24 protein-coding genes are annotated in these 25,600 nt (G+C 66.0%); 10 read left to right on the top strand and 14 right to left on the bottom strand.

All coding sequences use genetic code 11. The features are described from left to right. Positions 1–95 precede the first annotated feature (95 nt). From dnaJ to GS4_RS06260, 3 genes are all read left to right on the top strand, one after another. Complete coding sequence (gene dnaJ, locus GS4_RS06270; protein WP_007618679.1) at positions 96–1,304, top strand: molecular chaperone DnaJ; 1,209 nt, start codon at positions 96–98, stop codon at positions 1,302–1,304. Positions 1,305–1,306: 2 nt separating this feature from the next. Continuing rightward, positions 1,307–1,711, top strand: a complete 405-nt coding sequence (locus tag GS4_RS06265; protein WP_007618678.1) for a heat shock protein transcriptional repressor HspR — start codon at positions 1,307–1,309, stop codon at positions 1,709–1,711. A gap of 110 nt (positions 1,712–1,821) precedes the next feature. Then, positions 1,822–2,901: a hypothetical protein gene (locus GS4_RS06260; RefSeq protein WP_007618677.1), complete on the top strand. Its 1,080-nt coding sequence runs from the start codon at positions 1,822–1,824 to the stop codon at positions 2,899–2,901. A gap of 33 nt (positions 2,902–2,934) precedes the next feature. Here GS4_RS06260 and GS4_RS06255 read toward each other — a convergent pair whose 3' ends face one another. Continuing rightward, a complete protein-coding gene (locus tag GS4_RS06255; RefSeq protein ID WP_007618676.1) occupies positions 2,935–4,086 on the bottom strand; it encodes an FAD-binding oxidoreductase in 1,152 nt (383 codons plus the stop codon). A gap of 191 nt (positions 4,087–4,277) precedes the next feature. On the opposite strand from GS4_RS06255, the gene GS4_RS06250 reads away from it, so the two are divergent. After that, on the top strand, positions 4,278–5,414 hold the full coding sequence (locus GS4_RS06250; protein WP_007618675.1) for an amidohydrolase family protein: 1,137 nt from the start codon (positions 4,278–4,280) through the stop codon (positions 5,412–5,414). Positions 5,415–5,492: 78 nt separating this feature from the next. Here the strand turns inward: GS4_RS06250 and GS4_RS06245 are convergent, their stop codons facing one another. From GS4_RS06245 to GS4_RS06235, 3 genes are all read right to left on the bottom strand, one after another. Then, entirely contained in the window at positions 5,493–7,010 is a 1,518-nt protein-coding gene (locus GS4_RS06245) for an amino acid permease (RefSeq protein WP_007618674.1), read from the bottom strand. A 222-nt stretch (positions 7,011–7,232) separates the two neighbouring features. Then, a complete protein-coding gene (locus tag GS4_RS06240; RefSeq protein ID WP_007618668.1) occupies positions 7,233–8,165 on the bottom strand; it encodes a serine/threonine-protein kinase in 933 nt (310 codons plus the stop codon). Between the two features lie 15 nt (positions 8,166–8,180). Next, positions 8,181–8,600, bottom strand: coding sequence for a nitroreductase family deazaflavin-dependent oxidoreductase (locus GS4_RS06235; RefSeq protein WP_007618665.1), 420 nt, complete (start codon positions 8,598–8,600; stop codon positions 8,181–8,183). 136 nt (positions 8,601–8,736) lie between these two features. On the opposite strand from GS4_RS06235, the gene GS4_RS06230 reads away from it, so the two are divergent. Beyond that, positions 8,737–10,107 carry an FAD-binding oxidoreductase gene (locus tag GS4_RS06230; RefSeq protein WP_007618663.1) on the top strand — a complete coding sequence of 457 codons (1,371 nt, stop codon included), beginning with the start codon at positions 8,737–8,739 and terminating at the stop codon, positions 10,105–10,107. Positions 10,108–10,223: 116 nt separating this feature from the next. Here GS4_RS06230 and GS4_RS26315 read toward each other — a convergent pair whose 3' ends face one another. From GS4_RS26315 to GS4_RS06205, 7 genes are all read right to left on the bottom strand, one after another. Continuing rightward, a complete protein-coding gene (locus GS4_RS26315) occupies positions 10,224–10,988 on the bottom strand; it encodes an HNH endonuclease (RefSeq protein ID WP_007618661.1) in 765 nt (254 codons plus the stop codon). Further along, positions 10,975–11,466, bottom strand: a complete 492-nt coding sequence (locus GS4_RS26310; protein WP_007618659.1) for a DUF222 domain-containing protein — start codon at positions 11,464–11,466, stop codon at positions 10,975–10,977. The genes GS4_RS26315 and GS4_RS26310 overlap by 14 nt, the downstream gene beginning before the upstream one ends. 431 nt (positions 11,467–11,897) lie before the next feature. Continuing rightward, entirely contained in the window at positions 11,898–13,580 is a 1,683-nt protein-coding gene (locus GS4_RS06220) for an acyl-CoA dehydrogenase family protein (protein ID WP_007618654.1), read from the bottom strand. A 15-nt stretch (positions 13,581–13,595) separates the two neighbouring features. Further along, a complete protein-coding gene (locus tag GS4_RS06215) occupies positions 13,596–14,216 on the bottom strand; it encodes a TetR/AcrR family transcriptional regulator C-terminal domain-containing protein (protein ID WP_007618651.1) in 621 nt (206 codons plus the stop codon). Positions 14,217–14,398: 182 nt separating this feature from the next. Next, positions 14,399–14,572, bottom strand: a complete 174-nt coding sequence (locus tag GS4_RS25560; protein ID WP_157226531.1) for a hypothetical protein — start codon at positions 14,570–14,572, stop codon at positions 14,399–14,401. 44 nt (positions 14,573–14,616) lie between these two features. Beyond that, a complete protein-coding gene (locus GS4_RS24745; protein WP_007618649.1) occupies positions 14,617–15,522 on the bottom strand; it encodes an NAD-dependent epimerase/dehydratase family protein in 906 nt (301 codons plus the stop codon). Between the two features lie 3 nt (positions 15,523–15,525). Beyond that, entirely contained in the window at positions 15,526–16,434 is a 909-nt protein-coding gene (locus GS4_RS06205; protein WP_007618647.1) for an AfsA-related hotdog domain-containing protein, read from the bottom strand. A gap of 158 nt (positions 16,435–16,592) precedes the next feature. On the opposite strand from GS4_RS06205, the gene GS4_RS06200 reads away from it, so the two are divergent. The 3 genes from GS4_RS06200 to GS4_RS06190 all read left to right on the top strand — a co-directional run bounded on the left by GS4_RS06200 (position 16,593) and on the right by GS4_RS06190 (position 19,505). Then, a complete protein-coding gene (locus GS4_RS06200; RefSeq protein WP_007618645.1) occupies positions 16,593–17,264 on the top strand; it encodes a ScbR family autoregulator-binding transcription factor in 672 nt (223 codons plus the stop codon). Between the two features lie 412 nt (positions 17,265–17,676). Further along, complete coding sequence (locus tag GS4_RS06195) at positions 17,677–18,504, top strand: transketolase (RefSeq protein WP_007618644.1); 828 nt, start codon at positions 17,677–17,679, stop codon at positions 18,502–18,504. Continuing rightward, positions 18,501–19,505 (top strand): transketolase family protein, encoded by a 1,005-nt coding sequence (locus tag GS4_RS06190; RefSeq protein WP_007618643.1) that lies wholly within the window; start codon positions 18,501–18,503, stop codon positions 19,503–19,505. The genes GS4_RS06195 and GS4_RS06190 overlap by 4 nt, the downstream gene beginning before the upstream one ends. 64 nt (positions 19,506–19,569) lie before the next feature. Here the strand turns inward: GS4_RS06190 and GS4_RS06185 are convergent, their stop codons facing one another. The 3 genes from GS4_RS06185 to GS4_RS06175 are packed head-to-tail and all read right to left on the bottom strand — an operon-like array spanning position 19,570 to position 22,694. Beyond that, positions 19,570–20,598 (bottom strand): DMT family transporter, encoded by a 1,029-nt coding sequence (locus GS4_RS06185; protein ID WP_007618642.1) that lies wholly within the window; start codon positions 20,596–20,598, stop codon positions 19,570–19,572. Further along, positions 20,595–21,722 carry an alpha-hydroxy acid oxidase gene (locus tag GS4_RS06180; protein WP_007618628.1) on the bottom strand — a complete coding sequence of 376 codons (1,128 nt, stop codon included), beginning with the start codon at positions 21,720–21,722 and terminating at the stop codon, positions 20,595–20,597. The genes GS4_RS06185 and GS4_RS06180 overlap by 4 nt, the downstream gene beginning before the upstream one ends. 6 nt (positions 21,723–21,728) lie before the next feature. Then, a complete protein-coding gene (locus tag GS4_RS06175) occupies positions 21,729–22,694 on the bottom strand; it encodes a TauD/TfdA family dioxygenase (RefSeq protein ID WP_157226530.1) in 966 nt (321 codons plus the stop codon). A 198-nt stretch (positions 22,695–22,892) separates the two neighbouring features. Here GS4_RS06175 and GS4_RS06170 point away from each other — a divergent pair, with 198 nt between their 5' ends. Continuing rightward, on the top strand, positions 22,893–24,176 hold the full coding sequence (locus GS4_RS06170; protein ID WP_051989634.1) for an aspartate aminotransferase family protein: 1,284 nt from the start codon (positions 22,893–22,895) through the stop codon (positions 24,174–24,176). Between the two features lie 26 nt (positions 24,177–24,202). Beyond that, a complete protein-coding gene (locus GS4_RS06165; protein ID WP_007618622.1) occupies positions 24,203–25,552 on the top strand; it encodes a KamA family radical SAM protein in 1,350 nt (449 codons plus the stop codon). Positions 25,553–25,600 lie beyond the last annotated feature (48 nt).

Below are 25,600 nucleotides of genomic sequence, written 5' to 3'. Positions count from 1 at the left end.
CGCCGGGCCTCGCGTGCGAGGACCGAGCGGACCCCCGAGGTCCGCGCCGAGACAACTTCATCCAGACAAATCGATACCGAAGGAGGTGACGTCTGGTGGCTCCCCAACGAGAATGGTTGGAACACGACTTCTACAAGGACCTGGGCGTTGCTTCTGGCGCTTCGTCCGAAGAGATCAAGAAGGCCTATCGCAAGCTCGCTCGTGAGCTGCACCCGGATGCCAATCCGGGTGATGCGGCGGCCGAAGAACGCTTCAAGCGGGTGTCGGAAGCCCACAGCGTCCTGGCCGACCCGGAGAAGCGCAAGGAATACGACGAGACCCGAGCGATGTTCGCCGGCGGTCGGTTCCGCGGTGGCGGCAACGGTTTCCCCGGCGGCTTCGGCGCTGGCAACACGACCTACACGAGTACGCCCGGCGCCGACTTCAACATCGGCGACCTGTTCGGCAACGGCGGCGGCGCGACCACCGACGCCGGTGGCGGATTCGGAGACCTCTTCGACGGACTCTTCAACCGTGGCGGCGGCGGCCGCACGTCGACGACGGCGAACCGGCCACGCCGCGGCAACGACCTCGAGACCGAGACGACGCTGACCTTCGCCGACGCGGCGCAGGGCACCACCGTCCCACTCCGGGTGACCAGTCCGTCGCCGTGCACCACCTGCCACGGCAGCGGCGCCAAGCCGGGGACCAGCCCGCGGGTCTGCCCGTCGTGCAACGGTTCCGGCTTCGTCAGTCGCAACCAAGGCGCCTTCGGGTTCAGCGAACCGTGCCAGGACTGCCAGGGCACCGGCTCGCGTATCGACGACCCCTGCACAGACTGTGACGGCAGCGGCGTGAAGGTGCGGGCGCGCACCATCAACGTGCGCATCCCGGCAGGCGTCGAGGACGGTCAGCGCATCCGCTTGGCCGGCCAAGGCGAGGCCGGACGACGCGGTGCGCCGTCGGGCGACCTGTACGTGGTCGTCCACGTGACCGCCGACAAGGTGTTCACCCGCAGCGGTCACGACCTCAAGATCCAGCTGCCGGTGAGCTTCTCGGAGCTCGTACTCGGCGCGACGGTGTCGGTGCCGACGCTCGACGGATCGGTCGGGGTCAAGATCCCGGCCAACACCACCGACGGTCGGACACTGCGCGTGCGCGGGCGCGGAGTGCCCAAGCGCAGCGGCGGCGCCGGTGACCTGCTGGTCACCGTCAAGGTCGCCGTACCCCCGACGCTCGACGACGAGGCCGTCGAGGCGATGCGCCGCTACGCCGATGCCGAGCGGGCATCGGGCTTCGACCCCCGCGCGGGCTGGGGGCGATGATCATGGCCGACCGCTTCGATCACACGTCCGCGGAGACCACCGCGACGTTCATGATCTCGGTCGCCGCCGAACTCGCCGGCATGCATGCGCAGACCCTGCGCACGTACGACCGGTTGGGGCTCGTGACGCCGCAGCGCACGAGCGGCGGTGGTCGGCGGTACTCCAATCGCGACGTCGAACTGCTGCGTGAGATCCAGCGGCTCTCCCAGGAGGAGGGTGTGAACCTCGCCGGCATCAAGCGCATCATCGATCTGAGCAATCAGGTCGATGCGCTGCAGTCGCGTGTCCGTGAGCTGCAGGAAGAGGTCGACGCGGCGCGCACCCGACGCGGCGGTGAGTTGGTCCCGGTACCGCGGACCAGCGCCCTCGTGGTGTGGCAGCCGCGTCGTAAACGAACAACTGACTGACTCGGAATGCCCACCTCGGCGCCGGGTGGCCACACGGCTGCCCGGCGCCGATCGGCACCCGATACGCTGACTGCCTAGTAGGGCAGGCGGCGGGGAGATGGAGTTCGGAGATGTCCCAGGGGAATGGTGGCCCGATCGCGGGTACCGCGCTGGGGGTGTCGGTCATCGAGGACCAGATCGCCTCGGTGGTGCGCGGCGCCGACGGGCAGGTGCTCGCCAGCAACCTGGTCGACCTCCGGGACGGACGTCCGCAGACGGTCGTCGATGCCATCGACGAACTGGCGACCTCGGTCCCGTATCACGTCGAGACCATCGGGATCGCGTGTGCGCGGCCCTCCATCCAGGCACATCTGACGTCGGCGCTCTCGTTCGGTCCGGGCAGTCCGGACTGGCATCGTCGGGTCTTCGTCACCGACCTCCCGGCCGCCCTGGCCGAGGTCGCGCGCACCGAAGCGACCCGCGGCGGTGTCGTCGCCCTCGTCGACCTCGGTCGGGACGGTGCTCCGTCGCCCGGCCTCTCGATCGTCACCGTCGACACCGCGACCGGCGAGGTGCTCGGCACCTCTGAGTTCGCCGACGGTACTCCCGGCGCGGTCACGGACCCGTCCGGTGCGACCGCCCTCGCCGACGCGATCCACTCGACGCCCGGAAGCGACTCGGTGAACACCGCGATTGTCACCGGTGCGGGCGCCGAACTCCCCGGTGTCGCCCCCGCGCTCGAATACGCGCTCGGACGTCCCGTCCGTGTCGCCAATCAACCCTCGTTGGCACCCGCTGTCGGTTCGGCGGTCGTCGCGCAGACCCCACCGCCGGAGCCCGTCGGGGTCGTCGGACCGTCGTCGACGGTCAGCCGCCGCTGGTGGATGATCGGCGGCGCAGTCGCGGCAGCACTGCTGCTCGGCGCGATCGCGGTCACCGCGGTGTACGCAACAGTGTCGACCCGCCAGGACTCCGCGGTTCCGTCCGTGGTCACCACCACCGTGACCGAGCAGCCGAGCCGGGCGACCGTCACGCGCACCGCAGAGCCGGTGACCGAGACCGTGACCGAGAGCGAATCCGCTCGTCCCCGCGAGACCGTCACCCGCGAGTCCACGGTGACTCGGACGCGTCCCGGCACCACGGTCACGCTGACGGAGACGGAAACCGTCTACCCGAGCGGTGCCGCCAGCGAGCTTCCGTCCTTCCGCTGACCCGAGCCGGCGAGCGGCCCCGGTCAGTCGACGTCAGTCGACCGGGTCGTGCTGGATGAGACTCGACCGCACACCGTCGATGACCAGGCGCCGGTGCGTTGCGTCGATCATCCGACCGGACCCCGCTATGAGCACCTGGTGGTCTGGCCAGCGGCCATCGGCGAGTACGGCGTCGACGAGCGTGCCGATGCGGTGCGGGATGCCCAGTGCGGCCGGCGTCCCGATCGACTGCAGCCACCACGGATCGTCGGTCTGCTCCGACACCGCGACCACCTGTAACCACGGGTTCGTCGTCGCGATCCGGCGGAGGACCGCCAGGTCGTACAGCTCACCGGGATGCCGCATCCCGTAGTAGATGGTGGTCGGCGGGGAGTCGGCGCGCATGGACATCTCGATGAGCAGCGCGCGCAGCGGCGCGAGTCCGGTTCCGCCGGCGATCATCAGCACCGGTCGGTCACCGTCGATGTGGAGGGTGCCGTGCTCCTGCGCAAAGGTCCACACGTCCCCGACTCCCGTGTCGGCGACGATGGACGGACTCATGGTGCCGCCCGGCACCGCCCGCACGTGGAATTCGAGTTCGCCGTTCGGATTGGGCGGGATGGCGGGGGACAGGTTGCGCCAGATCCGTGGCCACTGCGGGATCTGCACCTCGAGGTACTGGCCCGCTGCGAATCGCAAGGGTGCGTGAGCGCGTAGACGGATGACCGCGAGGTCACGCGTGATGCGGAACTTCTCGACGACCTCGGCGGTCCAGCGCGCGGGATTGGGTGCCGACTCCGCGGCACCGCGCATCACACCGGTCGTCAGCATCATCGCCTGCGAGACCGTCTGGGCGGTCTCGGCGTCCCAGTGGCTGCCGTACATCGACTCGAACTCGGCCATCAATGCGCGGTACATGACCCCGTAGTGTTCGGGGAGCACACCGTACTTGCGATGGTCCCGTCCGAGCTGAGCCAGCAGTTCGACCAGGTCGCCGTGTCCCTCGTGGCGTGGCACGACGTCCAGGACGTGGTCGATGAGATGGAAGAACGCCTTGCGCTGCGAGGTCATCACGGCCGGGAACAGTTCGCGCAGATCGGGATTCGCTGCGAACAACCGCGTGTACACCTCGATCACGAACCGATCGGGGTTCTCGTTGACCAACGCCCGCAGATCATGCAGCACGTGGCGGGAATGCGTGGCCACGACCTCACCTCCGCTGACCGGTCCGGGATCCCCCGACCCCGACGAGGGGCCGCGTGCGTTTGCCCGACCCAGCGTAGTCGGCCATGTGCGATGCGGCCCGTACGACAGACCGGTGAGGTCGGAGATCGCCTGTCCCACGCGATCGGTCGAAGATCCGCCGATCACCACCGACGATGTGTCACGCTCGGACGGTGAACTCCCTGGACGGGATCGTCCCCGGGATCGTGGACGCCCACCTCCACCAGTGGAATCCGCGACGGACGCCATGGGCGTCCAATCGGTTGTCGCGGGTCTACCGCATGGTGCCGGGGGTCGGCGATCGGCTGTTCGGGGCGATGACCACGCAGGCCGACCGCGAGTACGTGCTCACGCCGACCACGGTCGCGCGCGCCTACGAGCCGGTGCAGTACCTCTCCGACACGGCGGTGCTCCCGGGGACGGTCGGTGTCGGGGTGGACACCGTGGTCCACATCGAGGCGCATTGGCGTGGCGACGACACCGCGGGCGGCGCCGAGCAGCCGGCTGGGCGTTCGGCAGTGGAGGAGACCCGTTACATCGACGGTCTGCCGTTCGGGGTCGGTCGGGCACCCCAGCTGGGGGCGATCGTGGCGCACGCCGACCCTCGTTCGGACCGTTTCGGTGATCTGCTCGACGAGCACGCAGCGGCCAGTGATCGGCTGCGCGGCATCCGGCTGATCACCACCCGCCATCACGATCTCCGGGTCCGCAACGGTGCCGGGGAGGACGGCATCCTCTCGTCGCGGGAGTTCTTGCGCGGATACGCCGACCTCGTCGAGCGCGATCTGTCGTTCGACGCGTTCTGCTACTCGCACCAGCTCTACGAGGTGGTCAACCTCGCCCGTGAGTACCCGGAGTCGACCATCGTCATCGATCATCTCGGCGCCCCGGTGGGAGCATTCGGCCCGGTGGGTGTGCGCACCGGAGCGACCGCCGCCGCCCGCGCCGACATCCTCCAGCTCTGGCGCGAACGCATGGTGACCCTGGCGGCCTGCCGCAACGTGGCGGTCAAACTCTCCGGGCTGGCGTTGCCGGTCCTCGGCTACGGACACGAACGCTGGGGCAACATCGGCAGCCGATCGACGTTGGCCCAGATGATCGGTCCGCTGGTCGAGCACGTCATCGGACACTTCGGTCCCGACCGTGTGATGTTCGGGTCGAACTACCCCATCGACAAGCCGAACGCCTCCTTCGACATCCTGGTCGGCGCGCTCGTCGACGTCCTCGCTCCGCGTGGTGAGGACTGCCTTCGGCGGGTGTTCCGGGACAACGCGATGCGGATCTACCGCATCGATCCGGCGGCACGCTGACCGGCCCTCCGTCGATCGTGCGCTCTGATTCGTCGATCGTGCGCTGGAACTCGTCGACCGTGCAGGTGTTCGCGCGCCTCAGTCGGCCTTGCCGCCACTCGGCGGCTCGGCTCCGTGGTCATGCCCCGGCGCCTCGGGGATCGGCGGTTGCGGCACCACCGGGTACTCACCCGTGTAGCCGATACGTTGCGCAGCGATCGCCGTGACCTTGCCGCGCACTGCGTACCAACCGCCGATGAGCATCGGCACGAGGACTGCGATGGCGATGATGTTCCAATAGTTCTCGTAACACATCAGCACCACCACGGCGGCGAGGAAGACCAGCGTCGCGTAGCTGGTCCACGGCGCGAGTGGCAGTCGGAACGACGGGCGGGTGAGGATGCCGCGACGATCCCAGCGCCAGAGCTGGATCTGACACGCGACGATCATCGCCCAGGTCGAGATGATGCCCAGTGCCGACAGGTCGAGGGCGATGTTGAACGCCTCTTCCGGCACGAACAGGTTGAGCACGATGCCCAGCAGGGTGAGCACGCCGGTCAGTGCGATGCCGCCGAACGGGACTCCGTTTCGGTTCATCTTCGCGGTGAAGGCGGGCCCCGACCCGTTCATCGCCATCGAACGGAGAATTCGACCGGTCGAGTAGAGGCCGGCGTTGAGACTCGACATCGCCGCGGTCAGCACCACCAGGTTCATCACCCCGCCCGCCGCGGGGACGCCGATCGCCGCGAAGAAGGTCACGAACGGACTCTCGCCTGATCGATACGTGGTGTAGGGCAACAAGAGTGCGAGCAGCACGAGCGAGCCCACGTAGAACACGGCGATGCGCAGGATGACCGAGTTGATCGCCCTGGGCATGACCTTAGGTGGGTCGGCCGTCTCACCCGCTGCGATGCCGACGAGTTCCACTGCGGCATAGGCGAAGATGACACCGGAGGTCACCACGACCAGTGCGAGGCCACCCTCTGGGATCAATCCGCCGTTGTCGGTGATGACCGACAGTCCCGTCGACTGTCCGTCGATCTCGAAGCGCCCCGCCAGGAACACGATGCCGACGACGAGAAAGGTGACGAGTGCGGCGACCTTGATGATGGATGCCCAGAACTCCATCTCACCGAAGAGTTTGACCGAGATGACGTTCATGGTCAGGACGATGCCCAGTGCGATCAGGGCGATCAGCCACTGTGGGATCGCGTCGAACATCCCCCAGTAGTGCACGTACAGCGCCACTGCCGTCACGTCGACGATGGCGGTGGCCGCCCAGTTGAAGAAGTACAGCCATCCGGTGACGAACGCCGTCTTCTCGCCGAAGAATTCGCGCGCATACGAGACGAACGACCCCGACGACGGGCGGTGCAGCACGAGTTCGCCGAGTGCGCGCAGGATGAAGAACACGAACACGCCGCAGACCGCGTACACCAGGAACAAGCCGGGGCCGGCGTCGTGGAGCCGGCTTCCGGCGCCCATGAACAGGCCGGTGCCGATCGCCCCGCCGATGGCGATCATCTGGATCTGCCGTGGTTTCAGGCTTTTGTGGTAGCCCTCGTCCTCGTCGGTCAGTGCTGAGTTGTCGTACGGGGTGGTCGATTCGGTGGCCATCGGCAGTCCTCTTCCGCGTCTGTGACCTCGGCGACGTTAGCGCCGTTCGTGATTCGCCGACAGCGGAGGAGTGTTACGAGTTCATGGCCGGCGTGTTGCCCCACCTCGGTGCCCGCTACCGGGATCCGTTCCGGCGCACGGGGAGAGATGCAGCTCTGTCCGAGTTAACATTTCGCCGAGCGGTGATGCGGGTCACAACTGCGACGACGGGCATTCTCGCGGTCAGCGTGCGTTGCGGCGGATGCCCCATCGGCGGGGGCGTTCGACGGGAGGCGGCACCGGGACGCCACGCAGCGTCCGGCCCACGATGTCGGTGAATTCGGTGCATGTCGGATAGCGACGGTCGGGGCCCTTGGCCATGGCCTTGGCGAACACCGAGTCCAGGCCGGAGGGGAGCCATGAACGCACACGGGACAGGCGTGGGATGTCGTCGTGGATGTGCGCGTAGGTGATCGCGAAGGGGGTGGCCCGGGGGAATGGTACGCGGCCGGTGAGGAGCTCGAACAAGCTGCAGGCGAGCGCGTACTGGTCGGTTGCACCGGAGAGTTGTTGTGCCTGAAGCAGTTCGGGAGCGGCGTAGGCGATGGACCCTTCGACCCGTCCGTTGCGTGCGAGCGGCCGGGTGTCGTCGAGCAGTTGCGCGATGCCGAAGTCTCCGAGAGCGGCATCGGCGCCCTCGGCGGATGCGGCGACCAGGATGTTCGCGGGTTTGACGTCCCGGTGCAGTACGTCGTGGCGGTGCGCGTGGTCGAGTGCGTCGGCGATCTGGCGGGCAACGGTCACGATCGTGGCGACGTCAGGTTCGTCGGCCTTCGCCGGGATGAGCTCTGTGGCCGGTGGCCCGTCGACGTACTCCATGCTCATCCACAGCGTCGCGACGTCGTCGGGGTGGCTCGGGATCACCTCGCCGCGGTCGAACACTTCGACGATGTGCCGGTGGTGCAGCAGCGACGCGAGATAGAACTCCCGCTCGAACCGGTCCCGTGCACGCTCGGCGTCGGCGGATTCGGGATGCAACACCTTGAGCGCTCGGGGCGTCTGTTCGTCGGGCCCCGGACCGTCGGCCAGATGTACCCGGTAGACGTCCGCGCTGCTGCCCCCGCCGAGGTGGTCGTCGACTATGTGACCGGCGACCACCTCGCCCGGAGAGAACAACGTGCGTCCGCTCGGTCAGGCTCGGGTGATGCGGAAGATCGGGAAGACGCGACCTTCTGCGGTCTCCGTGTACTTCTCGAACTGTGGGGAGAAGGCGACGAACTTCGCCCATGCCTCATCTCGTGCGACCGGGTCGAGTTCGGTTGCCGCCGCGTCACTGGACTTGACCTCACCGGACGCCGGGTACTCGACCGACACCTGAGGCTGTGCGCGGAGGTTGTGCACCCACGCCGGGTTCTTGGTGGCGCCCGCGTAGGACCCGACGATCAGCCAGGAGTCGCCCTCGGGGATCGCGGCGAGCGGGTTGATGCGGGGTTCGCCCGACTTCACCCCGACGGTGTGCAGCAAGATCAGGTTGTCGCCGAAGCCGGCCGTCTGCACGTGGCCGCCGTTGGCGCGGAACTCGTCGATGATCTGTGTGTTGAAGTCGCTCACGCGGCCATTCTGCACCCATCCGGGGGCGCGGGCATCGGTCTGTGGACTTCCGAGCAGCCGTGGTGTGATCCCGGACGCCCACGATCGACGGTCCAATCCGAGCCGGTCCGCCCGACGCCACACCTAGAGTTGAAGCATGACCGAAGTCGTTGCACCGGACCGATTGATCGCCGACCTCCCTGAGGGTGCGGTGGTCACCGATGCCGACATCCTGGCTGCCTACCGTCAGGATCGTGCTCAGGATCCGGACGCCGGGACTCCCCTCGCACTGGTCCGGCCGACCAGCACCGCCGAGGTCCAGACCGTCGTGCGCTGGTGCAACGAGCACCGTGTTCCGCTGACCACGCGTGGCGCGGGGACGAGCTTGTCGGGCGGCTCCACCGCCGTCGACGGGGCGATCATGCTCTCGACCGAGAAGATGCGATCGATCGACATCGACACCGCGACCCGAACCGCGGTGGTGCAGCCCGGCCTGCTCAACGCGGAGGTGAAGGCAGCCGCGGCGGAGAAGGGACTCTGGTATCCGCCGGACCCGTCATCGTTCGAGATCTGCTCGATCGGTGGCAACGTGGCGACGAACGCGGGTGGTCTCTGCTGCGTCAAGTACGGCATGACCGCCGACTATGTCCTCGGACTCGAGGCCGTCCTCGCCGACGGGCGGGTGGTCCGTCTCGGCGGCAAACAGATCAAGGACTCCGCTGGACTCTCCCTGACCAAGTTGTTCGTCGGGAGTGAGGGGCTGCTCGGCGTGATCACCGAGGTGACTCTCCGCCTGCTGCCGCCCCAGGCGTCGGCGTCGACTGTGGTCGGCAGCTTCGCGTCGGTGCATCAGGCCAGCGAGGCGGTCTTGGCCGTCACCGCCCGGATCCGACCCGCGATGCTCGAGTTCATGGACCGAGCATCGATCAACGCGGTCGAGGACATGCTCAAGATGGGCCTCGACCGGGATGCCGGCGCACTCTTGGTGGCCCAGTCCGATGCGCCCGGGCCGGCCGGCGCCGCGGAGGTCGAGATCATCCAGCGAGCCTTCGAGGAGAACGGCGCCACCGAGGTGTTCGCCACCGACGATCCGCAGGAGGGTGAGGCCTTCACCGCTGCTCGCCGCGCCGCGATCCCCGCGGTGGAACGCAAGGGCTCGCTGCTCCTCGAGGACGTCGGCGTCCCGCTGCCGCAGCTGCCGCCGCTGATCGACGGTGTCGCTGCGATCTCCGAACGCCGGGACGTCACGATCGCGGTCATCGCTCATGCGGGTGACGGCAACACCCATCCCCTGATCGTCTTCGATCCTGCGGATGCCGACGAACACGACCGTGCACAACTCGCGTTCGGCGAGATCATGGATCTCGCCATCTCGCTGGGCGGCACGATCACCGGTGAGCACGGCGTGGGGCGCCTCAAGAAGGCGTGGCTCCCTGACCAGGTCGGTCCGGACGTGATGGACCTGACCGCGACCATCAAGAACGCTCTCGACCCCCACGGCCTGCTCAATCCGGGCGTGCTCCTCTGAGCGGTTTCACCGGAGCCGCTGCAGCCGGCCACCGGAGGGCGCGGCCTCACACAGTTGAGTTGTCAAAGAACAGGTGCCGCAGGCGCACTGCGACACCCCTGGGGCGATCTGCCGCCTCAGGCCGCCGACGGCAGATCGTCGAGCGCCATGGTCCGACGGTTGTACGCGGGGCGCGGACGACGGAGCCGATCGACCGCCGATGGCGGGATCAACCACGGGTGCCGGTCGGTCCCGAGCACGATGTCCCATCCCCCGTGATGGATGTCGTCGTGACATGCGGGGCACAGCAGGCAGCCGTTGTCGAGGCTGGTCGTCCCGCCCGCTGCCCAGTGCACGATGTGGTGCGCCTGCGTCCACGAAGCGGGGGCCCCGCATTTCACGCAGCACCCATCGCGTTGGTAGAGCGCCTTTCGCTGGGCGGCAGTGAACAGTCTCCGTTCGCGGCCGACATCCACCGGCACCGTCTCTTCATCGACGGTCATCGCGCTGATGACGGCGTCACACGCGAGAGCCACGGCGGTCGACTCGGAGACTGCTCCGAGGAACAGCAGCGACGACCGCGACGGAGCTGCGGTGGGGATGGTCAGCGCGACCTGGACCTTGGGAGCCGTGACGGTGCCGTCGCCTGCTCGTGCCGCGAGATCGAACACGGTCTCCAGCGCATCGGCTCGTCGTCGACCGGCGGGCCGAGAGTCTCTGCTGCCGTCGGGTTCCGAGCGAGGTGCCGACAGCGCGTCCAGGGCGGCTAGCACCTTCTCACCGACCACCATGTCGATGTCGGCATGGAGACTCAACCGACCGTCGGAGGTTCGGACACAGGTCAGCTCGTTGATCGACCGATCTTCAGCGGCAGGTACGCCGGAGTCATCATCGGCGACCATGCGATTCGCCAGCTCGCGCGCTGGCGCTGATCTCGGAAGGAGCGGCTCCCGAACGGTGTTGGGCCAGCAGAGAGGTCATGACACTGAGACGCGCCGGACCATCGAGTCGTTCCCGCGTCCGGCGTTCGATATAGGCCACTCCGCGGACCACAGCGTCCAGATGTTCGACCGAGATGGATCCATCTGCGAACTCCATCGCCGCGGCCGGGAGAGCGTCGAGTGCGCCCGCCAAGCGGACGAGACGGTGCGCCACCGACGGGGCACAGCCGATCGACCTCAGGATCTCGCCGATGCTCCGCCCGTGCGAATCCGGTACCCCCGACTCGACGAGCGCACCGGTCAGCGCGACAGAGTGGTGATCGATCAGATTGCGTAGCAACAGAACTGTACGCAAGGCCGCGATCAGGTCACCGTCGCCCATGGCAACGTCGAGTTGCAGGTCACCTACCTGATCGACGATCCGTTCCAGCTCTTCCACGCCTTGAACGCTACTCGAACACATGCTCGACAGCAATGGTCGGGTGAATGAAACCTGTTGCACTGCAACATCATCAGTCGACTGTGGTCGGCATCAGTGAACGGCAGTGAACAGCTGTAACAGAGTTGATCGATGACCAGATGGTCCCCGACAAACGACAATGCTCCCGAAGTCCCCTCGACGAGGACCTCGGGAGCAGTTCGAGAACTCGGGGCTACTTGACCCCGCTGAAGATGTAGGTGAGCGCCCCCAGGACGACCTCATTGGATTGGATGACATTCCACAGCCACTGATCGAACACGCATGTCCTTTCCGTCCGTCATGCGAAGTTACCGACCCGCACGCTACCGGCGTCGGTCGTCGGGGACCAGCCCGCCGCGTCCCAGCGCGCGTTGACCTGCGCCGATGCAGATGTCGAACCAGAAGTGCACTCAGTGGCGCTCGACGATCGCGGCGAGGTCGACGCCGTCGGGTAGGGCGCCGTACTCGAACGAGCGATTGTCGCCCATCCGGGCAGCGATGAATGCGTCCGCCACGGCGTTCGGTGAGAACCGCACCAGTAGTGAGGCTTCCAGGGCGAGCGCCATCGACTCCACCGCCGAGCGTGCGCGTCGCTGCGCGGTCGGCGCATCCACCCTCGCCAACTCCCCGAGCTGATCGCGCATCCGATCGAGATGTCGGTCCAGTGTCCGGTTCGCCCCGCGAGCGAGGGACACCTCGGCATCGAACGCACCGATCGATTCGGGCTCGCGGGTCATCGCGCGCAACACGTCGAGGGCGATCACGTTGCCGGAGCCCTCCCACACCGCCATCACCGGTTGCTCTCGGTACCGCATCGCGAGCGGAAATGCCTCGGTGTAGCCGTTGCCGCCCAGGCATTCCAGTGCTTCGTAGGAGTGGTGCGGTCCACGCTTGCAGATCCAGTACTTCGCCACCGCGGTCGCCAGTCTGCGGAACGCGCGCTCGGTGTCGGTCGCGTCCTCGTCGTGGGCGCGGGCCAGTCGGATCGCCGTGACCGTCGCCGCCTCGGATTCCAGTGCAAGGTCTGCCAGCACGGCGGTCATCGCCGGCTGCTCCGACAGCGTCGCGCCGAACGCCTCGCGGTGCCGCGTGTGCCAGACCGCCTCGGCGACCGACTGTCGCATCCCGGCCGTGCTGCCCAGGACGCAGTCGAGGCGGGTCTGCGCGACCATCTCGATGATGGTGCGCACCCCGCGACCCGGCTCGCCGACCATCGTGGCGACCGTGCCGTCGAGTTCGATCTCCGATGACGCGTTCGACTTGTTGCCGAGTTTGTCCTTCAGTCGTTGGATGCGGAAGACGTTGCGGGTGCCGTCGGGTAGGACGCGGGGCAGCAGGAAGCATGACAGGCCCTCGCCGCCGGCCCCTTCGGATTGGGCGAGCATCAGGAAGGCGTCCGACATCGGCGCCGAGCAGAACCACTTGTGTCCGGTCAGCAGATAGTCTGCGCCGGGGCCGCCGGCTCCGACGGGTCGGGCGACGGTGGTGTTGGCACGGACGTCGGAGCCACCCTGTTTCTCGGTCATCGACATACCGAAGATCGCCGACGGCTTGTCGGCGGACAGCTCGGGGGAGTAGCTCCGGGACAGGGCTTTCGGCACCCAACGGGCCGCGACGTCGGGCTGCAGTTCGAGCGACGGGATGACGGCGTGGGTCATCGAGACCGGGCAGGCGTGGCCCGGTTCGATCTGGCCGAAGAGCATGAATGCGGCGGCCCGGGCGACGTGCGATCCGGGTCGCGGGTCGGCCCAGCATCGGGTGTGGGAGCCGTGCGCGATCGCCGCGGCGATGATCCGGTGATAGGCGGGGTGGTACTCGACCTCGTCGATGCGGTTGCCGTAGCGGTCGAACGACGTCAGCTCTGGCAGGTGCGAATTGGCCAGCGCCGCATCGTGCTGGAAGCAGGCACTGCCGACCAGCCGGCCGATCTCCCGGAGCTCGTCCTCGGCCCAGCCGGCGTCGTGCCGTCGGATCGCCTCGCCGAGAACGGTGTTCAGCTCGTACTCGTTGACGTCGACCCGTGGGATCGCCTGATTGGACACGGTGTGGGTGATGTGCGGTGCCGGATGGGTCACCGAGGAGGTCTGGGTCATCGTGCGCCTTCCGCGTCAGAGCGAGTGGTCGAGAACGTGTTGAGGGATCTGGAGATTGGTGAAGACGACGGCGGTCGCCGTCTCGAGGGTGGAATCGGTGTCGTCGCCGAGAGCCGTCTTCTGCACCACGAGGCCGAACACGGCCGACCAGAACGCGCGGGCTTCCACCGAGATGTCGGCGCGTAATTGCCACCCGGTGCGCACCAGCGTGCGCACGAGCGCTTCCTCGCCGCGTTCGTGCAGCACCCCCAGGGTGTCGGTGATGTGCGGGCGCAGGTCCGGACGCCGTGACGCCATCAGCATCGCCGTGGTGAACATCTCCACGTCGCGGGCGCGTGGTCCGAGGAGAGTGCCGATGAGCTCCTGGGTGTACCCCCGCACCGTCGTACTGGACCCTGCGGCATCCTCGGCCGCCTGGCCCGCGCGTAGGACGGCACCGCACGCCACCTCGACGAAGAGCTGCTCCTTGGAGCCGAAGTAGTAGGTGACCTGGTTGGGGTATGCGTTCGCCCGCCGGCAGATCTGTGCGATCGATGCCGTGTCGCCGACCTCGCCGAACACCTCGGTCGCCGCACGCAGCAGAGATCTGCGGGTGTGCTTGCCGGCCTCTCTGCTGGCAGCGCGCGAGGTGGTCATGAATCCGAACCCGTTCCTTGTTTGTATGACAAACAATAAACGAAGGCCGACTCGAGATCCAGGGCACGGGTACGTAGCGCGGATCGATCAGGTCGGCGAGATCCGCAAGTTCGAGAATGTGGACAGCCGCGCTGCGTCGCGGTTCTGCCCGACACATGTGACGCTCGGGGGAGTGTGTCGAGTCAGCTCCAGCCGCGCAACAACGATGTCCCCGGAGGCAATGATGGCGCGTCCGCAAAACCGTTCAGCCGCTTGAGTTGTTCAGCCGCAGGATGCTGCGGCTGAGGGGAGCAGGCCTCGGCGCTGCCGGTTGGCGAAGTATCGGTCGGCGGCATCTCGTCGTGGTGACTGGTCATCATGTCTCCTTCCACGCAAAAGAATACCACTTGACCGGTTTGTTTTACGACCCCGATGTCGGTGTCACACTCCTTGGCAGTGTCGATCGGTACCAGCGCAGGTACGCGGCGTCGGGCGATGAGGGGTCCCGAGACGGAACGAATCCAGTCAGCGAGCGGGCCGAGGAGTCGTCATATGTGTGCTCGACGTTCAGCAGTGACAGTTGTCGCGCTGTGGGTTCTCCAACGTGCGAGTCGTCGCATCGGATCGATGGTCCGGCGACACCGATCGCCCCCAGAACTGCATCCCAACCCGCAGGGTTCGGCCCGCTGACATGAAATGCGCGTCCGGACCCGACCCGTCGTGCCGTCATCTGAACGACGAATTCCGCGAGATCCCGGACGTCGATGAACGAGTGAACCGCCCCCGGGGCCAGATGACGGGCGAGAGCGGCTGCGGTGGGCAGCACGTGCGTGTCGCCCGGTCCCACGACGAAGTGGGGGCGAAGCGCGAACCCGCCTGCGGCTCTGATCATTCGATCCGCGACGAGGCGAGTGTGACTGCGCGTCGATGACGGAGCCTCGATTCCGTCGACCTCGCGCATCTGGCGGTGACTGCGGTCGTCGTAGACAGCGGCAGTGCTGATCACTCCCAGGCTGCGAACACGAGAAGAGCCCTCGAACTCGCCGATGACGGTTTGCGTGCCGGTGATGTTGACCGCCGCCAGGTGGTCAGGCTCCCCCTGGATCGCGTTGGCGCAGTGCAGGATCGCGTCCACGTCGCGGAAGACCCCACGGCAGCCGTCGGGGTCGGTGAGATCACCGCGGACGAGCGTGGTCGGTGTGCTCCCGACGCTTTCTGGGTGGCTGTCGGACCTGGTCAGTGCGACGATCTCCCACCCGCGTCGCAGGGCCTGCCGGTGCACCTCGCTGCCGACGAAGCCGGTCGCGCCGGTCAGTCCTAGTCGCATCGGTCAGATCGATTCGGTGCGGATCCGGGAGGTGCAGCACTGCACTCCGGACTGGGACAGCGATACCTGCTGTGTGAGCTCGGTGAGCGACACCGATTCGGCAGCGATGATCTCGACGGTGCACGGTGCGATCAGCTCGGCGAAATGACGACACGAGACGTCCACCGCGGTGACGATTGCGGGTCGTGCGGTGACTTCGGTGTGGCCGTGACGTGCAACCTCGCAGCTTCCGTCGATCATCAGCATCCCTGGCACGTGATCTAGAGGGTGATCGAAGTAGTTTGCCTGCGTCTGATCGACATTCAACGTGTGTCGGACGTCGTCGATCCGACTGGTGAGTGCGGCCGCCTCGTGCGGTGTTGGCTGCGGCGCATGTCGCCCTCTGGCGGATGGATCGAGGCGTGCCGCGGTCTCGGTCATCTGAGTGGCACGCATTGCCTCATAGCGCGCTCTGTCCATCGCGATCAGGTCTCCGCGGCCCGTGCCGATCTCGATGCCACCGGCGATCACGGTGAATGCCCATGCGATGCGGCGGCCGGTGCGGGTCTGGCCGTCGCGTTCGAGACTTCCCTGCAGGATCACATTCGTGGGCTCAGCGCGCACGACAAGGGCCGATGGGGTCAGGGTGGCGGTCAGGCCGAGCATGATGAACTGGTCGTCGAGATCGACCGAGAGCGTGGTGTGAGTGGCGGCGACGCATGCTTGGCGAATGCATTCGAGCGCGGCGTTGATGCCGTAGTGGCTGCCACCGGCCTGTCGGTAGAACTGATTGCCGGACGGCCACTGTGCGTGGACGACGACCGAACCAGGTGCGGGAGCGCCGAGGGCGGTCAGGAAGACCTCGGAAACTGCCCGCTTGTGGACGAGTTCCCGCGGGACCGTTGCCTGCCACGGGGGTGTCTGCAGACTCATTGATCTGGTTGTCAGCTGAGATGTGGCCATGACCGAATCCCTCCATCATGTATGAGACAATTAGGTGACACATACCGGCTATCCGGTATGTTGTGCGAGGCCGAGAACGGGCTCGGGTTCAGCGTGGGTGTGCAGGTAGATGGGATAGGCGGATAGGTATGGGTGCGGCTCCTCGGCAACTTCATCAGGCGAGAGCTGTCGACACCCGTCGTAAATTGCTTGCTGCAGCAGCGGCGGTCTTCGATGATAAGGGTTACGCCGCAACCACAACCGCCGACATCGTCGCCGAAGCCGAGGCCACCAAGGGAGCCCTGTACTTCCACTTCAGTACGAAGGAGCAGATAGCTCAGGCGATCATCCAGGAGCAGGCCTCGTGGTTGGACAGCCTGCCCGTCGATGAGGAGCATCCCGTCCAAGCGGTGATCAACATCAGCTATTGGGTGTCGTCTGCGCTCCGCACGGATGTGATCATGCGGGCCAGTATTCGGCTGACCATCGAGCGGAACACCTTCAGCACCCCCGATCAAGACGCTTACCAGCAATGGGAACAGGCTCTCGAACAACGCTGGGAGCGCGCGTCCGATGAGGGACTGTTGGCGGCGTCGTGGACTCCTCACGCCGCAGCTGCACTGGTCGCCGGTTCGTTCACCGGCCTGCAGCTGGTCTCTCAGGTGGCTTCTGAGGATCGGCGGGACCTGCCGGCGCGCTTGACCGACTTCTGGAACGCTGTTCTACCCAGTCTCGTCAGTGCGCGAGGACGCAAGAACCTCGTCGTGCCTCCGTCACCCGAGTGGGTGTCGGAGACGGTGCCCTTGCGGCCGAACGCCTGACGGCACCGAACATCTCGGTCGCGTCGAGTCGCTGTACTTTCCTCCATTCCCCGCGCGGCATGGCTTTGGCGGCGCGTGATTCTCGGTCGTTAGGTGAAACGGTGGGCTGGATCGCCTCAGGTTGGCACGGACCGTGTGCTCGGTCCAAGAGGTAAAGGGACTCTTTTGAGTTCGTTAAGGCATTGGATCCGCGCACGTCACCTGTGAGTCGTGAGTAGTCATCCGGTTGGAGGACAAGCATCTTCGATCGGTCGGACAGCATCGCGCGCTGTGTGTCGTTCTCGCTCGGTGATTCATCGCGAGGTTCGATTCAGATCTTGAAAAAACGGGTCAGTTGGTTTTATATGGATCCATCGGCCGACGGCTCCGGCCGTCGGATCCTGTGATCCGTATGCCAAAGGGGAAGGGACCCATGCGATCATCCAGTCAGTCGTCACTTGCGACGTCGCAGCAACTGGCCGACGCCATCCGCCTCCGAATCATCGAGATGAGCGCATCGCCGGCAGGTGTGCACGTCGGCGGCAGCATCTCGATCGCCGACATCATGGGCGTGTTGTACGCCGAGATACTCCGAAACCCTGCGGGGGGCTGGTCCGATCACGATCGAGACCACTTCATCCTCAGCAAGGGACACGCCTGCTCGGCGCTCTATGCAGCCCTCGTCGAGATAGGCGCCTTGGACGCTCGGGCGCTGGATTCCTATGCCGAGGACGATGGCATCCTTGCCGGTCACCCGATGAAAGGCATTTCGGGAGTGGATTTCTCGACCGGCGCACTCGGACATGGACTGCCCATCGGAGTGGGAATCGCGCTGGGTGGACTGCGGCTCGGTACGCGGCGCCGAGCGTTTGTGATTCTCGGCGACGGTGAGTTGCAGGAGGGGTCGAACTGGGAGGCGGCCATGGCGGCGCCTGCACTCGGTCTCCACAACTTGGTGGCGATCGTCGACCGGAATCGTTGGCAGATCAGTGGCGCGACGGAAGATTGTGTCGGTCTGGAACCGCTCTCGAGCAAGTGGAGCAGCTTCGGCTGGGAGACCGCGGTCATCGATGGTCACGACCACGCGCAGATCCGCGACGCGCTCACCGCCCCGCGCGAACGGCCACTGGCGGTGGTCGCCGAGACGATCAAGGCTCGCGGTGTGCCAGGACTCGAAGACACGAAGGACTCGCACTCTGCGAGCCTCGACGACCAGGAACGCGCCGCGGCGCTCAGGGCCATGGGGAGGCTCACATCATGACCACTGCACCGACCGCTGCCGATGGCATCGTCACACTCGACGATGTCACCGAGTACGTATGGAGCCATCGCGAGACCCTCTCGACCCGAGACACCTTCGTCATGGTCGCTGCCGCAGTGGTGAAGGAGCGGCCGGATGTCATGTGCGTCGAGACCGACATGGACTACGCCGACCAGTTCGCACCCACATCAGCGCATCAATACGTCAACATCGGTATCGCAGAACAGAACATGGTCGGCGTCGCCGCGGGGCTCACGACATCTGCGTCGCAGGTCTTCGCCATCGGCATGAGCCCGTTTGCGACGACGCGATGCTTCGAACAGATCAAGATCGACGTGGCCGGAGCGAACCTACCCGTGGTCGTCGTCGGCACACACAGCGGACTGTCGGCCGGCCACTACGGCCCCACGCACCACGCTGTGGAGGACATCGGCTCGATACGTCTCCTGCCCAACATGCGGGTGGTAGCGCCTGTCGACTCCTGGCAGACACTTCAGGCGACCCTCGCGCTGGTCGATCATCCGGGTCCGGCGTACCTGCGGTTGGGACGGAAGAAGGCCGCCTCACTGCACGCGGAGCGCTCTCCGTTCACCATCGGTGAGTTGCAGGTCTTGCGGGACCCTGGGGATGTGCTGATCGCTGCGGTCGGCCCGCGTCCCAACCTCATCGCGGCGTCCGCGTGCGATGAGCTCGCTCGCCACGGGGTCACCGCCGGACATGTCAACTGCCACACGGTGAAACCGTTCGATGAACCGGGCTTTCTCACACTGTGCCGCGACGTGTCGGTCGTGGTCACGGTCGAGGACCACCGCCGAACCGGTGGCCTGGGTGGAGTGGTCGCCGAGACCCTCAGCGCGTATCGCGACGGCCCGATTCTCCGACGTATCGGCGTCCCCGACCTCCACTTCGACATCGTGGGCAGCGAGGATCACCTCCTGCGACGCGCGGGGATAAGCGTCGACCGCGTCGTCGAAGCGGCGCGGGAGGGCGTACGCCACTGACGTCTACGACGCCTCATCCACCGCGACGGGCCGCGTCGCGGTGGTGGGATGCGTCTGTCGCCTTCTAATCGAGCCGACGAGCGTTTCGGTCTGAACTCCCCGCACGTGGGACGCGTGACAAACCCCGCTGTGCGATCACGATTCCGACCAGCATCGTGATGGCGCCGGACAACTGCGCGCCCGTGAGCCGTTCGTCGAGAAGTAGTGCCGCCAGGGCGGTTCCGACCACGACCTCGAGACTCAAGATGACGTTCGCCGACGCCGGCGAGATCCGTTGTTGCGCGACAACCCCGAGGATCATCCCGCCGGCCATCCCGATGATGCCGATCCATAGGAGCAGGACCGCGATCGACATGCCGCCGGCGATTCCCAGATCGACGGATCCGCCGAGCTGCCGGAACGGGAATGGTTGCAGCGGGGTCATTACCGCCAGCGCGAGAGCTGCGGTGGCCGAGCCCCAGGCGGCCAGGACCAGGGGGTCGTAGCGCATGAGGCCTCGCTCTGCGACGAGGAAGCGGCTGGCCATGGTGACAGCGGCGATCAAACCCAGCAGGACGCCGAGCGCATCAAGTCGGAATCCTGCCCATACCTGCGCGGTCAGTGCTAGTCCGCCGACCGCGATCACGATGCCGATCCACGCTGTGCGGGGTAGTCGGACGTGTTGGACCCACCGCATCCACAGCGCCACCAACAGCGGTGACGTGTACTCGAGCAGCAGGGCGACTCCGACCGGTAGCCGTTCGAGCGACATCGTGAAGATCACCTGATTGACCGCGAGGCTGATGCAGGCATAGACGGCGATCAGCCACCAGTCGCGTTTGGCGATGCCTAGTCGTCCACGACGAAGCGCAACTGCGGCGGTCATCAAGACAACGGCACCGATTGCCGTGCGGGCCTGGATGAGATTGACGGGTGTCAGTTCCGACGCAGCGAGGGCCTTGAGCGCGGGAGCAGTACTGCCCATCGCGGCCGCGGCGCCGATCGCCATGATGACACCGGCGACAGTCGTCAGTCGTCCGCTCCGGTATACCGACCGACCAGGGGAGGCATCGTCCACCGCCGAGTCGCCGTCGATATGTGGCTCCGCCGTCATGAATCACTCCGCGGGTAGTGGACGAAACTGCGATCGAGTTCGGTTACTCGCCGGAGCCCCAGTTGACGCAGGCCATCGCGTAGTTCATCCAGGATCAGGCCGATTGCCGTCCGGACACCGTCCTCACCGGCCACACCGAGCCCCCACAGATAGGGCCGCCCGATACATACCGCGTCCGCGCCCAACGCAATCGCACGCAGCACGTCGTATCCGCTGCGGATTCCGCTGTCGAAAAGGACAGGGACTTCGGAACCGACCGCGTCGACCACCGCGGGTAGCGCAGTTGCGGCGGCGACGGCCCCGTCCAGCTGTCGGCCGCCATGGTTTGACACGATCACGCCGTCGTAGCCCATGTCGACTAGCCGTCGAGCATCCTGGGCACGGGTCAGCCCTTTGGCCAGGAGCTTCATCGACGTCGCGTCGCGGAGCCATCGCATGTCGTCGAAGGTCAAGGCGACCTTGGGAACCCAGCCGATCTGCGGTGTCTCGCCCGTCAGAATGCCTACCGCACGCAGCGTGCCGTAGTCCACGAACGGTGGTAGCACATAGCCCGCGCGGTTGACAGACAACCGTCGCGCGCGGTGAGAGGCGTCGATGGTGATCGCGGCGGTCGTGGCCCCGGCATCGCGACAGTAATCGAGAAGATCGCGGATCACTTCGCGTGATCGGTAAGGAAACACCTGCGCCCACGGTTGAGACGTTGTCGCAGAGGCGATCCGGCGAAAGTCGTAGTGGGAGTCGCAACTGACGATGGGCGACACCTCGGAGGCCTCGGCGCCGCGGGCGACCGCGAGTTCGGCGTCGGCGTGGAGTAGCCGCTGTGGGCTGGTCGGCGCCAGCAGCAGCGGCGTGCGGAGTTCCTCGCCGAGAACGCGCACCCGCAGGTCCGGGTCGACGTCGTGGACGTCCGTCGGCCCGTCGAACAGTCCGCGTGGTGCGAGTGACACGTCATCGAGCGCAATTCGATTGGCGCCCACGGTGGTGTCGTCGCCCGCGCCGCCGTTGACATACGCGGTTATGGATCTCGGTGCCACCGAACTCCACGCGGCCTCGAGGTCATCGATCGAGTGATAGACGTTCGGGTGGTGGGGGAGTGGTGAGACGCCGATGAGGGAACGGTCCACCGATGATCACCACAGACCTTTGAGCTGGGGGATCTGCGGGATGACTCGCGGGCTCTCCATCATCTGTTCCACTGTGCTCGGAATCGACCCGATGGCGTAGAAGCGGCGCAACCATCGGTCGTTTCCGTCGAACCTCGGGGTGAACGCCGACCGGCCGTGGGCCGTGACGTTGTTGTCGATGACTGCGCAATCCCCGGGAGCGAGCACGATGTCGTGGCAGACGTGTTCGAGTGCTTCGGTGAACTGTGCGAGCGCGGCTCGACCGCGTTTGCTGACGCAGGTCGTGTTGTGTGAGTTGAAGCGCATGAAGGGGCGATCGACGGAACCGAAGAGGACTGGATGCGGACCGATCGGCGCCGGCTCGTCGATCGCATCGCGGGTGAACGATCCTGGATAGTGGCTGAAGAACTCGCACACGCGCAGACTCTGCACGACATCCTCGGACAGCAGTTCAACGGCCATGCGGCAGGAGGCAACTCGCGTCGCGGCGACACTGTCGTGGTCGCGTCGCAGACACACCAGCCCGATGAAATCAGGACGCAGCGGATGGTGTGCGTTCTCGATGTGGAAGTCGAACGGCACGGCCCCGGACCCCTCCACGCGATTCTCCTCGCCTGGCAGAGGAACGACGTCGTGGACGAGCGCACCGTGCTTCTCGTCGGCGTAGCCGATCATCGTTCCCAGTGCCTCGGCCAGGTGCATCATCGAGCCGGCTGTCCCGTGAGCCGGCAGATCGGCCGCCTCCCCATCGGAATGGGTGGGAGGTAGGCTGCCCACCTCGAGCCCACGGAGCAAGAGGACGCCCGAGCGTCCCGAATCGCGGGCGAACGACGCCAGCTCTGCCTGGATTCTGTGCGGCAGCCGGCTTCTGTCAACAGCGCTCGGGCCATGGGCTGCAACCTCTTCGGAAGCCTCCCACAGTGCAGTTCGCTCGTCGGGCAACAATTCACATGTCGCGATCATGTCGGTCATCTCCCCTTCGATGAGTTGGAGGTACAGGTCTAGAAAAAACCGGTCAGTCGGGATTGTCAAGAAGAAAGATACCGGCTGACCGGTTGTGTTCGGCGAGCATCGATGGTTCAGTGGTCGCGTACCACCACTGAACCGCTGCGTATCCATGTGGCGGATCGCCGACAGCTCAGTTTGCTGACGTCAGCGAAAGGAACAACCGTGGCGCACCTGTCACCCCTTCTGCGGCAGGCAACTCCGATCGTCGTCTCCGAGGCACTCGGCCTCGATGTGATGGGAGAAGACGGATCTCGTTTTCTCGACTTCACCGCCGGGATCGGCGTGACGTCCACCGGTCACTGCCACCCCCACGTCGTTGATGCCATCAGAGATCAAGCGACCCGATTGCTGCACGGTCAGATCGTCACCGTGCGCCACCGCCCTCTCCTTGAACTGTGCGAACGGCTCGGCGCAGTGCTTCCCGCGCAATTGGATTCACTGTTCTTCGCAAACTCTGGCAGCGAAGCCGTCGAGAGCGCGATTCGACTCGCACGGCAGGCCACCGGTCGAACCGTGTGCATGGCGTTCCGCGGTGGCTTCCATGGACGGACGATGGGAGCAGCGGCACTGACGTCATCGAGTCCGCGTTTCGTCCACGGCGCATCGCCACTCATGGGTGACGTTCACATCGGCTTGTTTCCCGAGCCCCGACGGTGGGGGTGTACGCCCGGACAGGCTGTGGAGTTCGCACTCGCCGACTTCGACCACAGCCTTCGCACCGTGACGAGCCCGGACCAGGTCGCGGCGGTCTTCGTCGAACCGATCCTCGGCGAAGGTGGATGTGTACCTGCGCCGGCGGGATTCCTGGCAGGTCTCCGCGACCGCGCCGACGCGCACGGTTTTCTGCTGGTGTTCGACGAGGTGCAGACAGGGTTCGGACGGACCGGCCGATTCTGGGCACATCAGCACGACGAGGTGCGACCTGACGTCTTGGTCGCCGCAAAAGGCATGACCGGCGGACTTCCGCTGTCGGTCATGGCGGCGTCTGACGAACTCATGAGACAGGGACATCAGGGTTCGCAGGGCGGAACCTTCAACGGCAACGTGCTGGCCTGCGCCGCCGCGATCGCGACCCTCGAGGTCATCGAGTCGGAACAGCTGGTGCAGAACGCAGATCGCCGCGGCGTGCAGTTGATGGACGGGCTGCAACAGATCGCGGCCTCGCGGGACGGCTTCAGCGACGTACGAGGACGCGGGCTCATGGTCGGATGCGAACTCACCCTCGACGACCATCCGGATCCGGCGCGCGCGGCTGCCATCCAGCAGAACTGTCTGGATTCGGGGCTGATGGTCCAGCGTGGTGGACCGGCACGCAATGTGCTGCGTCTGCTGCCCGCCCTGACCGTCTCCGCCGACGAGGTCGACACAGCACTCGACATCATCGACGACGCCGCCGCAGGGGCCCCGTCCGACCGCGAACTCGAGCACTCCGGCGCCAACCGCTGACAAGACCACGAGGACAAGGACACACAATGTTGACAACCGAACGCCCCAAACTCAAGGCGACCCCGGGACCGCGACTGTCCCGCCTACCGCACATCCAGCACTTGGACGCCGACACCCGACACGAGATCGACGTCGTCAGCGCGATCTTGCCGTTCAAGGTCAACAACTACGTCCTCGACGAGCTGATCGATTGGGATCGAGCTCCCGACGACCCGATCTACCGACTCACGTTCCCGCACCGCGACATGCTGTCTCCGGAGCTCTTCGACGGAGTCGCCGCTCTTCTGCGTTCCGACCTCGCGCGGCCGGAACGTACGGCCGAGATCGCCAGATTGAGAATGCAACTCAACCCTCACCCCGGCGACCAGTTGCAAGCCAACGTCCCCCAGATGGACGACGAGCCTGTCAACGGACTCCAGCACAAGTATCGCGAGACCGTGCTCGTCTTCCCCGGGCAAGGCCAGACGTGTCACTCCTACTGCGGCTATTGCTTTCGCTGGGCGCAGTTCATCGGCATCGCCGACCTGAAACAAGCCACTCCGGGGCCGGATCCGGCGTTGGGCTATCTGCGCAACCATCGCGAGGTGTCCGATGTGCTCTTCACCGGCGGCGACCCGATGATCATGTCGACCGAGCGGCTCAAGGAGTACGTCGAACCACTCCTGGACTGGCCATACGACCACGTCCGAAATCTGCGGTTCGGGACCAAGGCTCTCGGCTACTGGCCCTACCGCTTCACCACCGACACCGACGCCGACGAACTGCTCCGATTCATCGAACGTCTCAGCGACTCGGGAAAACAGGTCGCCATCATGACCCACTTCTCCCACCCTCGCGAGCTGGACACCACCGCGGTCCGCACCGCCATCCGTCGCCTGCGTGACGCCGGCGCGATCCTTCGAGCGCAGGCGCCGATCGTCCGGCATGTGAACGACGATGCCGAAACGTGGGCATCGATGTGGCGCACGATGACTCACCTCGGAATTTCGCCGTACTACATGTTCGTCGAGCGAGACACCGGCGCGAGCAACTACTTCGAATTGCCCCTGCACAACGCGTACCAGGTATATCGCGATGCGCTCTCATCTGTATCCGGACTGGAGCGCACCGCCCGTGGACCGGTCATGTCGGCGTCTCCCGGCAAGGTCATCATCGACGGCATAGCCGACGTTGCCGGTGAACGCGTCTTCTGCTGCCGATTCCTGCAGGCCAGGGATCCGAACTGGGTCGGCCGTCCGTTCTTCGCTGCCTTCGACGAACAGGCTGTGTGGTTCGACGATCTCCGGCCTGCCTTCGGGCAGAACTGGTTCTGGGACTCGAACTCGAACATCGACGGACATCCTGCCGGCACCACCCAGACAGCTTGCGTCATCTGACTCACCGAATTGCGACCTGCCCCGACGACCACCCACACCACGATGAGG

The sequence above is a fragment of the Gordonia soli NBRC 108243 genome (assembly GCF_000334455.1).
Taxonomy (GTDB): domain Bacteria; phylum Actinomycetota; class Actinomycetes; order Mycobacteriales; family Mycobacteriaceae; genus Gordonia; species Gordonia soli.
The sequence above is the reverse complement of the archived record's forward strand: the minus strand, read 5'-3'. Positions and strand labels throughout refer to the sequence as shown.